This is a genomic window from Sphingobacterium rhinopitheci (assembly GCF_022627575.1).
GTDB classification, from domain to species: Bacteria; Bacteroidota; Bacteroidia; order Sphingobacteriales; family Sphingobacteriaceae; genus Sphingobacterium; species Sphingobacterium rhinopitheci.
This window is the reverse complement of the sequence record NZ_JADEYQ010000006.1, coordinates 55499-68562: the sequence shown is the minus strand read 5'-3', so window position 1 is coordinate 68562 and position 13064 is coordinate 55499. Positions and strand designations below refer to the sequence as shown.

Sequence of the window (13064 nt, the reverse complement as noted above, 5' to 3'; positions counted from 1 at the left end):
CCTAAATTATACTATTATGAATGAATTGAAAAGAAGGGATTTTATTAAATCATCTACAATAATAGCAGGAGCTGCCGTAGCAGCCACAACTCCTGTTTCAGCTGTTTTTGCGGCAGGATCGGATGTCATTAAAGTAGCTTTAATTGGATGTGGAGGTCGTGGTACAGGTGCAGCATTTGATGCAATGGAATCAGGTCAAAACATTAAAATTGTAGCTTTAGCTGATGTCTTTCAAGATTCTGTTGATAAGGCATATGAAAATTTAACCAAGAAATATGGTGATAAGATCGATGTGCCAGCAAGTAGAAGATACGTTGGCTTTGATGCTTATAAAGATGCTATCAAAGATGCCGATGTTGTTTTGTTGACAACTCCTCCCGGATTTAGACCTATTCACTTTGAAGAAGCCGTTAAAGCGGGTAAGCATGTTTTTATGGAAAAACCTGTTGCAGTAGATATCCCCGGTATTCGTAAAGTATTAGTGGCAGCAGAAGAAGCGAAACGTAAGAAGTTGAATGTTGTCGTTGGTCTTCAAAGACGTTATCAAACCAATTACAGAGAAGGTATAAAGCGAATTCAGGATGGTATGATTGGTGATATTGTAGCTGGACAGGTATATTGGAATAGCGGTGGGGTATGGGTTAGACCTCGTAAACCTGGACAATCGGAGATGGATTATCAAATGCGCAATTGGTATTATTTCAATTGGCTGTGTGGTGATCATATCGTAGAACAGCACGTACATCAGTTGGATGTAGCCAATTGGATTAAAGGTAAGTATCCTGTTTCCATTCAGGGAGTAGGGTCTAGAGCACATCGTACAGGAAAAGAATATGGGGAAATTTTTGATAATTTCTCAATTGAGATGACTTATGATGATGGATCTGTCATCTTTAGCCAATGCTGCCATTTTGAGGGATCGCATAATCGTGTAGATGAAACATTTCAAGGCACAAAAGGTAGAATTTACTTATCAGCAGGTAACCGTGCTGTGTTATATGATGCTAAAGGAAATGAAATTTTTAACCATAAGGCCAATGGTGATCCTAATCCTTATCGTCAAGAGCATGTCGAGTTGTTTGACGCTATCGCAAAAGGTGATTACAAATTTGATAATGCAGAATATGGCGCTTATAGTACTTTGACAGGTATTATTGGGCGCATTGCTTGTTATACAGGTAAGGTAATTAAATGGGATCAAGCCATCGAGTCACCAATTAGTTTGATGCCTGATACATACGCTTGGGATGCTTTGCCTAAGATATTACCTAATGCTAATGGTGAATATGCATATGCTAAACCAGGATTAAATACGCAACATTATATATAATTTGAAATATATACTATTATTTTTACTGATTCCATTGGGGTGTTTCGCTAAGGCTCAACACCCCAATACGTTATCAGCACATTATATTAATGGGCAAGCACAGGGTACGACTTATTCTATTAAATATTATGCTGCAGAGCAGATATCAAAGCAATCTATTGATAGCATATTAATGGAAATAGATAATTCAATGTCTATTTATAAGCAAAACTCCAAGATCTCATCTTTTAATCATCCGAAAACACGTAAAGTCAAAATGGATCAGCATATGAAAGCGGTCATTGACGCTAGCTTTAAGACCTATGGATTGACTGATGGATATTTTGATATAACGGTGATGCCTTTAGTGAACCTTTGGGGCTTTGGTACAAAAGAGTATATAAATAATCCTACAGAGGAAGCTATAAAGAAGACTAAATCTGTTGTGGGAATGAAATACCTATCTGTAAAAAAGGATTATTTAATCAAAAAGAAAAAAGGTGTTTCTATAGATGTGAACGGAATAGCACAAGGATATACCGTCGATATATTAGGTGATTATCTAAATTCTAAGGATATAAATAATTATATAATAGAATTAGGAGGTGAGATAATAACAAAAGGAACTAAGCCGGGGGGGGATTTTATAGTGGAAATTCAAAGCCCAACTGCATTAAACTATAAGATCAAATTGAAAGACAAAGCCATAACAACCTCTGGGAGTTATGAAAAAAGAAGATTAGTTGAAGGTAATTATGTTTCACATCATATAGATCCTAAGACAGGCAGTCCAATTGAAAGTACTACTTTAAGCGTTACGGTAATAGCTAATTCTGCCTTTGTTGCGGATGCATTAGATAATTATTTAATGTTTTTGTCACCAAAGAAAGCTGTGCAATTCGTTGAAGACAAGACAGATGTTGAGGTTTATATTGTGTATGTTGAAAATAATAAACTAAAAGAGTTGCAAAGCTCTGGATTTAATAATTATATTTATAAATAATCAATTTTAACCATTTAAGAAACAATGAAAAGATCCGATTTTCTAAAAAATTCTGGGCTTATTGTGGGAAGTACATTGTTAGCTTCAACAGAATTAAGTGCTAAGAATTCTGAAGGTATCGTTATAAATAAACAGCCTTTTAAATTAGACTATGCGCCACATCAAGGCATGTTTAGTGCGAGCTCAGGTAATAATTTTTTGGATGAAATTAAATATATGCATGACTTAGGTTTTCGCAGTATTGAAGATAATGGCATGCCTGGACGTTCCGTAGAAGAGCAAAAAAAAATAGGAGAATTATTAGCGAAGTTGGGCATGCGAATGGGAGTATTTGTCGTTCCCAAAGGTGGTAATGGTGCTAATACATTGGCTGCAGGCAAAAAAGAACACGTTGATATTTTTCTTAAGGGATGTAAAGATTCTATTGAAATAGCTAAACGTGTCAATGCTAAGTGGGTTACTGTTGTTCCTGGGGATTATGAAAGACGACTGCCTATTGGTGTTCAAAATGCAAATGTAATTGAGGGCTTGAAAAGAGGAGCTGAACTCTTGGAGCCGCATGGTATTACAATGGTGTTGGAACCTTTAAGTGATACACCAGATTTGTATCTCCGTTTTACGGATCAAGCATACGAAATATGCAAAGCTGTAGATAGTCCTTCTTGTAAGATACTTTATGATGCATATCATCAACAAAAGAATGAAGGCAATTTAATCAATTTAATGAATCAATGCTGGAGTGAAATTGCCTATATTCAAGTAGGCGATAATCCAGGGCGTAAGGAGCCAACAACTGGCGAAATTAACTACAAAAATATATTTAAGTGGTTACACAATAAAGGATATAATGGAATCGTTGGTATGGAGCATGGCATGTCTGCCTCTGGCAAAGAAGGCGAAGCTATTTTAGTAAATGCTTATAGACATGTAGATAATTTTTAATTCACAAAATTCTAATCAATAAATTATATTATGACGACAATTATAAAAACGAAACTTTCCTTTATGATGTTTCTCGAGTTTTTTATCTGGGGAGCTTGGTTTGTAACCTTAGGAACGTTTCTTACTCAAAATTTAAAAGCTGATGACTTCGAAATAGCAAATGTATTCTCTACACAATCTTTAGGTGCCATTATCGCGCCTTTTATTGTCGGTATGATTGCGGATAGATTTTTTAATGCAGAGCGTGTCTTAGCAATTCTACATCTTTTAGGTGCTATATTATTATATCAAATGTATCAATCTGTCAATATAGATACATTTTATCCTTATGTATTGAGCTATATGATTTTGTATATGCCGACATTGGCTTTAGCGAGTTCAATATCTTTTAGACAAATGACAAATCCAGAAAAGGAATTCTCCACTATTCGTATTTGGGGAACGATTGGATGGATTGTAGCTGGATTATCTATTAGTTATGTTTTTAAATGGGATACTTATGCATTAGATGGTGCATTGAAAAATACATTTTTGATGGCAGCAGTTGCATCAGCAGTATTAGCCGTATTCTCTTTAACATTACCAAAAACACCTCCAATTAAAGATAATGAAGGTGAAAAACCTTCATTTGCATCAATCATAGGTTTAGATGCTATCAAATTATTAAAAGATCGTAACTTTTTCATATTTTTCCTTTCATCGGTATTGATTTGTATTCCATTAGCTTTCTATTATCAAAATGCTAATTTATTCTTAACAGAAATAGGCTTGGAAAATCCTACCGGAAAAATGACTATTGGACAAGTTTCAGAGGTTTTATTTTTGTTACTTCTTCCAGTTTTCTTTTCTAAATTCGGATTCAAGAAAACTATCCTTGTTGGTATGTTAGCTTGGGGATTACGTTACTTATTATTTGCATTTGGTAATGCGGGTGATTTAACCTTTATGTTGATATTAGGTATTGCTTTACATGGTATCTGTTATGATTTCTTCTTTGTGTCTGGACAGATTTATACAGATAGTAAAGCCGGCGTGAAATATAAAAGTGCTGCTCAAGGACTTATAACTTTGGCGACATACGGAATAGGTCAGTTAATTGGATTTTGGGTAGCTAGTTATATCGGAAATATGTATAAAGATCTTAAAACTACGGATATGGCTGCTTTTTGGCAGCATACATGGGTTGTTCCTGCAGGAATTGCTTTTGTAGTGATGTTTATCTTCCTAGTATTTTTCAAAGATGAAAAAGTTGAGAAAACAAATTAATAAATTGTTCACATTATTTTTAAACTAATATAAACAAAGATTATGATAGAGAGTAATACTTATGATGCTATTGTCATTGGGTCTGGAATTAGCGGGGGATGGGCAGCAAAAGAGCTTACAGAGAAGGGGATGAAGACAATTATGCTTGAACGGGGACGTAATATTGAGCATGTTAAGGACTATGTCGCCGCTAACAAGAATCCATGGGAATTTCCGCATGCTGGGGGAAGGACACAAGAAATGATTAAAAATCATCCGGTCTTAAAAAGAGATTATCCATTAAATGAGAAAAATCTTGATTATTGGGTGGATGATTTAGAACATCCTTATGTTGAAGAAAAACGCTTTGATTGGTATCGCGGATACCATGTAGGAGGAAGATCTTTGATGTGGGGACGTCAATCTTACCGCCTAGGAGATTTAGACTTTGAAGCAAATCTTAAGGATGGTCATGGTGTAGATTGGCCTATTCGTTATAAAGATATAGCACCTTGGTATAGCTATGCAGAGAAGTTTGCGGGTATTTCGGGTAATAGAGATGGTATACCATCTTTACCTGACGGTGATTATATGCCGGCTATGCCAATGAATATTGTAGAAAAAGATTTAGCTGAGCGCTTAAAAGGACAATATGGTGGCAAACGTCATTTTATTATGGGCAGAACGGCGAATATCACTGTTCCCCATGAAGGAAGAGTTAATTGTCAGTATCAAAATCAATGTTGGTTAGGTTGTAACTTTGGGGCTTATTTTAGTACACAATCTGCAACTTTACCGGTAGCTGTGAAAACGGGAAATTTAACTTTAAGACCTTTTTCTATTGTTACACGATTGATCTATGATAAGGATACGAAAAAAGCTAAAGGCGTAGAAATTCTTGATGCGGAAACAAATCAAACCTATGAATACTACGCTAAAGTAATATTTGTATGTGCTTCGGCATTAAACTCTACATGGGTGTTGATGAATTCAGCTACTGATGTCTGGGAAGGTGGATTAGGAAGTAGTAGTGGTGAATTAGGTCATAACTTGATGGATCACCATTTCCGTTGTGGTGCTGGTGGTACAATAGAAGGTTATGAAGATAAGTATACTTATGGTCGTAGACCTACAGGTTTGTATGTTCCAAGATTTGTAAATGTGGAAGGGGATACCAAGCCTAGAGATTATGTACGTGGATTTGGGTATCAAGGAGCTGCAAGTAGAGGCAGGTGGTCTGGTGAAGTAGCAGAGATGTCTGTTGGTGGTGCTTGGAAAGACGCTATCACGGAGCCTGGTACTTGGTCAGTAGGATTTACCGCTTTTGGTGAAATGTTACCATATCATGAGAATGCTATTAAACTTGATAAGGATAAAAAAGATAAATGGGGATTGCCTGTGCTATCTTTTAACGCAGAGATCAGAGATAATGAGTTGAAAATGCGTGGCGATATGCAAAATGAAATGAAGGAAATGTTGGAACGTATTGGTGTTAAAGATACCTATACCTATGATAACGTTTACGGCTTAGGTCAAGGAATTCATGAAATGGGTACGGCTCGTATGGGAAGAGATCCTAAAACTTCAGTTTTGAATGGGAATAACCAAGTTTGGGATGCTACTAATGTATTTGTTACAGATGGTGCTGCAATGACATCTGCAGGATGTGTAAATCCATCTTTAACTTATATGGCATTAACTGCTAGAGCTGTTGATTTTGCCGTATCTGAACTTAAGAAAGGGAATCTATAAACTATTATAATCTACCAATTATGAATACTGAATCTAGAAGAGATTTTATAAAAAAGGCTTCCGTAGCGGCAGCCGGTATAACTATTGTTCCAAGGCATGTCTTAGGAGGTACTGGTTTTAGAGCGCCTAGTGATATGCTACAAGTTGCTTCAATCGGGGTTGGAGGAATGGGTGGTTCTGATGTGAATAATATTTCTCAAAGTGGAAAAGCAAATATAGCTTATTTGTGCGATGTAGATAAAGCACGCGCAAAAGGATCTGTAGAGAAGTTTCCTAAAGCTAAGTTTTATACGGACTTCAGAGAGATGTTAGACAAAGAGCATAAGCACATCGATGCTGTTTCGGTTTCTACACCAGATCATAACCATGCTATTCAAGCTTTAGCTGCAATGCAACTTGGTAAGCATGTATACGTACAGAAGCCCTTAGCGCATGATGTATGGGAAGCCCGTGCGCTTACTCATGCGGCAAAAAAATATAAGGTCGTTACACAAATGGGAAACCAAGGTTCATCAGGTGATGGTGTTCGTCAAATGCGCGAATGGGCAGATGCTGGATTAATTGGTGATCTAGTTGAAGTGTATGCATGGACAGATAGACCTGTATGGCCTCAAGGGATAGCTTGGCCAGATCGAAAAGCTCAAGTACCGTCTACTTTAGACTGGGACAAATGGTTAGGTACTGCTCCACAAGTTGAATATTTTGATAAGTTAGTGCCGTTTAATTGGAGAGGTTGGTGGCCATATGGAACTGGTGCACTTGGTGATATGGGATGCCACAATTTAGAAGCACCATTTAGTATCTATGGCTTACAATATGTCAAAGATGTACAAGCTAGTGTTGGTTCGGTTTATGTTGATGAATTCAAGCGTGGATATTTTCCTGAATCTTGTCCTCCTTCGAGCTCAATTACAATGACATTTCCCAAAACTAATAAAACCAAAGGTGATGTTAAAGTACACTGGATGGACGGTGGAATTCAACCGCCTAGACCAGATGAATTAGGGCCGAATGAAAAATTTGGTGATGGTGGTAATGGTATTTTAATCATAGGTACTAAAGGTAAGATGTTAGCGGATACATACGCTGAAAATCCAAGATTATTGCCTAGTACTAAGCAATATCCACAGGTGAAACAAAAATATGCACGTGTTAATAATGGCTCTAGAGGTCATTGGGCACAATGGGTAGAAGGTTGTCAAGCCGGATATGGTAATATGGAGATGTCTTCGCCATTTGAAATTGCAGGACCTTTAACGGAAGCTTTATTGATGGCTAATTTGGCTATTCGTGGAGCAGATTTAAAAATTGATAATAAATATCCAGGACGCAGTATGAAGTTATTATGGGATAATGATAATATGCGTGTTACAAATTTTGATGAAGCTAATCAATTTGTAAAACGTACATATCGTCCAGGATGGGAAGTTAACTATACATTTTAATACAATTGTAGATGAATAGAAGAGAAGCATTACAGCGCGTAGCAATGATATTAGGAGGTTCTGTAATTGGAGCCAACTTATTCTTAGAAGGATGTACACGTTCAGCATCTGCTGATGTATCTGGTTTATTTGAAGCGCTAACGACCGCACGATTAGGTGATTTGGCGGAAGCCATATTACCAGCGACATCTACTCCTGGAGCCAAGCTTGCAGGTGTAGGAGAGTTTATACCTGTATGGGTTAGAGATTGTTATACGGAAGAGCAGCAAAAAGCTTTTATCGATGGTTTCAATCAATTGGATAAAAAATCTGTAGAATTCAAAGGTAAACCTTTTGAAGAATTGTCTGCAGAAGATCGTACTCTTGTAGCGGCAGCTTTAGAAAAAGAAGCTAAAGCCTATAATGAGAAACAAAATGAAGAGACTAAAGCATACCGTGAGAAAAATGCATTAAAACAAAATGAATTATATCATGAATTAGAATTGCCTCCTCCTCATTGGTTTACATTATTCAAACAGATTACGATGACTGGATTTTTTAATTCAGAGTTGGGCTGTACACAAGCGTTGAGATATGTAAAAATACCCGGAAGATATGACGGTGATTTCCCTTATAAAAAGGGTGATAAAGCATTTGCTTAGCCTGAAAAAAGTGCCTAATCTAGCAATAGATTAGGCACTTTTTCCTTTTACTGATTTATGAATAATGTGCTTCTTGTTAATATTTCATCATCACAATTTTCAAGACATCCTATTTCGAAAAACTATTTTTTTATCGATCTGGTTGCCATAAACCCTGGGAAATAAGCATCAAATAAATGGGTGTTATCCCAGTTATCTTCATACATGTCTGTCAACATAAAACCTGCCTGTAATTGACCTCCTATCTGATCTGTCCAACTGTGGCCAAACATCAAAGGCTCGTTGTTATTCATGTATTTATCTAATTCTTCCTTCGATAGTGATTGTTTATCAGAATAAGGCGCTTTGTGTTTCAAACGCATGGTTACTTCATCGATTTGGAAGATCAATGGATTCGTTAGACCTGTCATTAGTATACCATCCTTTTTCAATACGCGATAGCATTCCTTCCAGATGGCTAAGATATCATCCACAAAACCGATAGAGCAAGGGTTGAAAATGAGATCAAAAGATTCATCAGCAAATACAGATAAATCTCGCATATCTCCCTCGATAGTATCTATAGCTAAATTATGTTTTGCTGCCATTTTGGTATCTTGACCAAGTTGCTTTGGTGAATTATCAAATATAGTTACATTTGCTCCTAGAGCAGCTAAGATTGGGCCTTGTTGCCCACCACCACATGCTAATCCTAATATTTTTATTTTTTTTAAATCCGTCGGAAACCAGCTGTATGGAACAGACAGTGTAGGTGTTAAAATAACGGACCATTTACCTTGCTTGGCCTCCATTATTTCTTCATCACTGACTGCTACGGTCCATCTGTTTTTTTTGTCTACATATGAATCCCATGCCGATTTATTATATTTAACGATATCCATGTATTGTATATTTGAATCTATAAATATACTTTTTTTTAGCCTTATGATGCTAGAAACAAAAAGAGTTGGATAACTTGTTACAGCTGATCCAACTCTTTTATATTAAAGAAAAATAGAAACTATATACCTAAAAATGTAAATGCTTTAGCATTGATGAATTTTTTTGATACTTCTCCATCGTATGTTTTATTGTTTGATAAATCTAACTTCTTAACAGATGCACCGCTAGAGAAGTCTAATTTTTTTAAATCTACCCAAAATGTATTAGGTGTTAATACAGTTTCAAAGAAGTATGTTAAGTTCTTTTGGTCTGATACTGATCTCCATCGCGTAGAAGAGATATTAGGCTCTGTAGGTGAAGAGATACCAAATGGAACGGAACAATTTCTAATCACACTAAAAACACTAGCAATTGCTTCACGTGTATTTGTTGTCTGAGGGATTGCATCAATATAATAGGAAGCTCTAACAAATCTGTCTGCAGCACGGTTAGTTCCTGGTAAAGACATAGTGCCAGGAATACCTTCCCAATAACCATTAATCGCTAACTGCTGATTAAAAGTAGGGGAGTTTGTCATAACTGTGTAGGAAGGGTTGTGATGGATTACTAATTTGCCATTGATATATTCAAATATAGCATTGTCTCCAGTCGCATCAGATATTGATAAATGTAAGGTCGTAAATTTGTCTGTGCCAGGGATGTAATCCGAAACGATCGCAAATTCCTCTTTGCTAAGGACATCTACGGCTTCTTGAACTGTCGCAAAGTTGTCCAATACATACTGTGCCCAAGCAGAAATCGTTAACCCTTTTTCGCCTGTACTAGGGTTAAATTTTGGATATTGACTTTCTACTAACCATAATACATTAGCGACTAAGCCTTTTTCATTTATTCCATCAGTTGTTGCTATGTCCCAAGCGCTTGTAATCACACTTCCATATTTTGAAGTCCATTCAATTGAGGTAGGTCCTACATTTCCGCTTCTTTTTAAGTTGCGTGGGAATGCCCATAAATTAGCTGAAATTTCATCTTTCCAATCCATTGATCTGGCGGTGATAACTAGGTTTTCTGGCCCTTTGTATACCACACGTGTACACGCTTCGCTTTTTGGAGTAGATAATGAAAAGCATAAGACTGATAATACAAGTAGTTTAATTTTTTTCATAAGACACTATTATATTGTTTTATTGTAAAACATAAAAAGATCAAAATTGTTTCAAATAGTTGTAATTTAATAAATTATTATACAACCTGTAAAAATAGGACATATTTTAAACTTAGTTTTTAGTACTTATTGTCTTTTTGAACGTCTTCGAAAAGTCAATAATCATGCCCAATGCAAAGACACTTGGGTCTTTAATGTCTGTTGCACTTCTACCATATGACAATCGTTGCTCAGCATAAATTTCAATAAAATTAAAAGGGATATAATTTGCGCCAAATATTATGTCATTTATTTTGAAATTGTGACTTATTGGTGCCTGGCCATTCTCATCTACTATCACTTTTGTATCTGGGACGTACAAATTGTAGCCAGCATGTATAGAGAATTTATGGAAAGTATAATTAGAAAATATCTCTAATCCTTTTGCATTAAATACAACGGTTGGTGTTTGCATAGTTTGTGTCAAACTCCTATATGATCCTTGCGCAAAATCACCATTTTTTTCTATTGCTCCAAGTATACTTAATGTAAATTTGTTGTCTTGATATCTTATTGCTGTTGTAAAATAACTTGGTTGGCCGTGTAGGCCTAATATTTTGCCACTTGATATCAAGCTATCACTTACTAAGGCTTTGTTGTATGCAGCTCCTAAAGTCAGCTCCTTAGTGATGTCCAATTGTCCCGAAAATCCGTAGCCATCAACAAACTTGTTATTGTTGAATCCTAAAAGTTGAACCTGTGCTCCCAAGTAGAAGGGACCAAATTTATTTCTATATATCGCTGCTTGGTTGACACGACCGGTACCATTTTCACCACCATCGGTGCCGCCGATATAGGTAGCAGATGCGCGGCCTCCAAATACCGTAAATTGATTTGTGTAGGATGAAACATCGTAATATACACTCCATTGTTTACCAAATGTAAAAGTTCCATATTTCTCCATATCTATCCCTATATATCCCAACCTATTGGTGATAGTTTGTTGGTTATCTATTGTTTGTATCTCTAAGAAATCAGCATTTCTATTGTTGTCGACATTAAAAGTACCTTGGCCTTGGAAAAGATTTAGATGGACTTCTGCGGCAGCAAGAAATGATATTTTACCTTTTTTTATACTTCCATTTATTCCTAATCTTGACACATTATCCTGTAGTTCTATTTCATTTTTATAAGCTGTTAAGTTTCCACGAAAGCTTGCATATGGATTTACATTTATTTCAATAGAATCTTTTATAGATTGTGCATTCGCAAATTGAATGATAAAAAATAGAGCGACAGCGTTTATTAAAAGTATTATTCTGTTCATACTATGCTGATTTATTAATGTAAAAAAACAGTGCGTTTTTTGTATTGTTTAATAACAACAGCGTTGAGAGAATGTTTGGTATTTATTTTTACAACAAATTGATTGATTATTGAAATAAGATAAAATGTATTATTCTGTAATAATTTGACTTTTAACTATATGTTTTGCCGCAAATTGGCCCATACTAAAGCATGCTTGGAGCAAATATCCTCCCGTTGGAGCTTCCCAATCTACCATTTCGCCGAGGCAATATATATTTGGGTATTTGCGTAGGTTGAGTGAAGGGTTTAACTCTTCAAATAATATTCCCCCAGCAGTCGAAATTACTTCATCTATAGGACGAAAACTAGTGACTTCGATAGGGTAATTTTTTATATACTGTGCTAGTAAATTGGGATTTGTGTACGCTTCTTTTGGTAGTTTTTTGAGCAATTGAATTGTAGCATTATTTAATTTTAACTTTTCTTTAAGTGCTTTAGTGATATTTTTAGTGCTCGCTATTTCTTTTTGCACTTGTTGCTCACTATTGTTAGGCTTTAAATCGATATAAATAGTAAATGGAAATGCTGTAGCTCGAGTGAATCTATTTAAATAATATAGCGGGCTTCCTTCGATTCCATACGTTGTAAATACCACTTCTCCTTTTTTGCGAATCTCGTTGAAACGTATCTCAATATTCTTTACTATTTGTCCTTCAATATCTACGAATGACGCCTTGGTATTGTATCCTGAATTGGCAGCTTCTAATGGTTTTATATGGATATTTTTGCTCTTTAGAATAGGAATCCATTGTGCATTAGATCCTGTCTTCTGCCATGAACCCCCACCGAGAGCTAGTATCAACTTATAGTATTTTATTGCAACTATATCTTCCTTGTGTTTCAAGAATACTGTATCTTCTACAAAGTCTTGAAATGTATGTTCGTAATGTATTGTTACGCCTAAGCTATTTAGTTTATCTAACCATGCTTGTAATACATGTATTGGTTTAATTGTTTTTATAGGAAATATTTTTCCTGAAGAACCTACATAAGTATCAATACCTAGATCATGAAGCCATTGTACGGTGTCCTGATTGTCAAAATCTTTTATTATAGGAGACAATTCTGATTTATCATAGCGTGTTATGAAATCTGTTATTGACTCATTATGGGTGAGATTAAAACCTCCATGTCCAGCTACTAAAAATTTGCGTGCTGCGGCTTTATTCTGCTCATAAATGTGTACTTCAAAACCATTTTCGGCAAGATGTTGTGCAGCCATTAATCCAGCAGGTCCAGCACCAATGATGACAATAGGAGATTTATACATCTTGCAAAAATACAATTTTAGGCCCGTTGTATACTATTCTTAAATAAATCTGATTTATGTCAA

The 13064-nt window shown here is 35.8% G+C and carries 11 protein-coding genes; 7 read left to right on the top strand and 4 right to left on the bottom strand.

Annotation, left to right across the window (positions count from 1 at the left end; genetic code table 11):
- Nucleotides 1–16: 16 nt before the first annotated feature.
- From IP023_RS08040 to IP023_RS08010, 7 genes are read left to right on the top strand one after another with little or no spacing between them, the layout of a single operon-like run.
- A complete protein-coding gene (locus IP023_RS08040; RefSeq protein WP_241789751.1) occupies nucleotides 17–1330 on the top strand; it encodes a Gfo/Idh/MocA family protein in 1314 nt (437 codons plus the stop codon).
- 1 nt (nucleotide 1331) lies between these two features.
- Nucleotides 1332–2312 (top strand): FAD:protein FMN transferase, encoded by a 981-nt coding sequence (locus IP023_RS08035; RefSeq protein WP_241789750.1) that lies wholly within the window; start codon nucleotides 1332–1334, stop codon nucleotides 2310–2312.
- A gap of 24 nt (nucleotides 2313–2336) precedes the next feature.
- The gene (locus IP023_RS08030; protein ID WP_241789749.1) at nucleotides 2337–3254 is read left to right on the top strand and encodes a hydroxypyruvate isomerase family protein; all 918 of its coding nucleotides are present in this window, start codon (nucleotides 2337–2339) and stop codon (nucleotides 3252–3254) included.
- Nucleotides 3255–3284: 30 nt separating this feature from the next.
- A complete protein-coding gene (locus IP023_RS08025; protein ID WP_241789748.1) occupies nucleotides 3285–4520 on the top strand; it encodes an MFS transporter in 1236 nt (411 codons plus the stop codon).
- Nucleotides 4521–4565: 45 nt separating this feature from the next.
- Nucleotides 4566–6251: a GMC oxidoreductase gene (locus IP023_RS08020; protein ID WP_241789862.1), complete on the top strand. Its 1686-nt coding sequence runs from the start codon at nucleotides 4566–4568 to the stop codon at nucleotides 6249–6251.
- A 20-nt stretch (nucleotides 6252–6271) separates the two neighbouring features.
- Nucleotides 6272–7696, top strand: coding sequence for a Gfo/Idh/MocA family protein (locus tag IP023_RS08015; RefSeq protein ID WP_241789747.1), 1425 nt, complete (start codon nucleotides 6272–6274; stop codon nucleotides 7694–7696).
- 11 nt (nucleotides 7697–7707) lie between these two features.
- Nucleotides 7708–8337 (top strand): gluconate 2-dehydrogenase subunit 3 family protein, encoded by a 630-nt coding sequence (locus IP023_RS08010; protein WP_241789746.1) that lies wholly within the window; start codon nucleotides 7708–7710, stop codon nucleotides 8335–8337.
- Nucleotides 8338–8459: 122 nt separating this feature from the next.
- On the opposite strand, the gene IP023_RS08005 is transcribed toward IP023_RS08010, so the two are convergent.
- The 4 genes from IP023_RS08005 to IP023_RS07990 all read right to left on the bottom strand — a co-directional run bounded on the left by IP023_RS08005 (nucleotide 8460) and on the right by IP023_RS07990 (nucleotide 13001).
- Nucleotides 8460–9218: a class I SAM-dependent methyltransferase gene (locus tag IP023_RS08005; RefSeq protein ID WP_241789745.1), complete on the bottom strand. Its 759-nt coding sequence runs from the start codon at nucleotides 9216–9218 to the stop codon at nucleotides 8460–8462.
- A gap of 119 nt (nucleotides 9219–9337) precedes the next feature.
- Nucleotides 9338–10384 (bottom strand): linear amide C-N hydrolase, encoded by a 1047-nt coding sequence (locus IP023_RS08000; protein WP_241789744.1) that lies wholly within the window; start codon nucleotides 10382–10384, stop codon nucleotides 9338–9340.
- A gap of 112 nt (nucleotides 10385–10496) precedes the next feature.
- The gene (locus tag IP023_RS07995; RefSeq protein WP_241789743.1) at nucleotides 10497–11690 is read right to left on the bottom strand and encodes a porin; all 1194 of its coding nucleotides are present in this window, start codon (nucleotides 11688–11690) and stop codon (nucleotides 10497–10499) included.
- A gap of 129 nt (nucleotides 11691–11819) precedes the next feature.
- The gene (locus IP023_RS07990; RefSeq protein ID WP_241789742.1) at nucleotides 11820–13001 is read right to left on the bottom strand and encodes a BaiN/RdsA family NAD(P)/FAD-dependent oxidoreductase; all 1182 of its coding nucleotides are present in this window, start codon (nucleotides 12999–13001) and stop codon (nucleotides 11820–11822) included.
- Nucleotides 13002–13064: the final 63 nt, after the last annotated feature.

Coding starts and splice junctions, on each gene's coding strand:
- IP023_RS08005 (WP_241789745.1), bottom strand. CDS start 9,218: ATGGATATCGTTAAATATAATAAATCGGCATGGGATTCATATGTAGAC.
- IP023_RS08030 (WP_241789749.1), top strand. CDS start 2,337: ATGAAAAGATCCGATTTTCTAAAAAATTCTGGGCTTATTGTGGGAAGT.
- IP023_RS08015 (WP_241789747.1), top strand. CDS start 6,272: ATGAATACTGAATCTAGAAGAGATTTTATAAAAAAGGCTTCCGTAGCG.
- IP023_RS08040 (WP_241789751.1), top strand. CDS start 17: ATGAATGAATTGAAAAGAAGGGATTTTATTAAATCATCTACAATAATA.
- IP023_RS07990 (WP_241789742.1), bottom strand. CDS start 13,001: ATGTATAAATCTCCTATTGTCATCATTGGTGCTGGACCTGCTGGATTA.
- IP023_RS08000 (WP_241789744.1), bottom strand. CDS start 10,384: ATGAAAAAAATTAAACTACTTGTATTATCAGTCTTATGCTTTTCATTA.
- IP023_RS08025 (WP_241789748.1), top strand. CDS start 3,285: ATGACGACAATTATAAAAACGAAACTTTCCTTTATGATGTTTCTCGAG.
- IP023_RS08010 (WP_241789746.1), top strand. CDS start 7,708: ATGAATAGAAGAGAAGCATTACAGCGCGTAGCAATGATATTAGGAGGT.
- IP023_RS07995 (WP_241789743.1), bottom strand. CDS start 11,690: ATGAACAGAATAATACTTTTAATAAACGCTGTCGCTCTATTTTTTATC.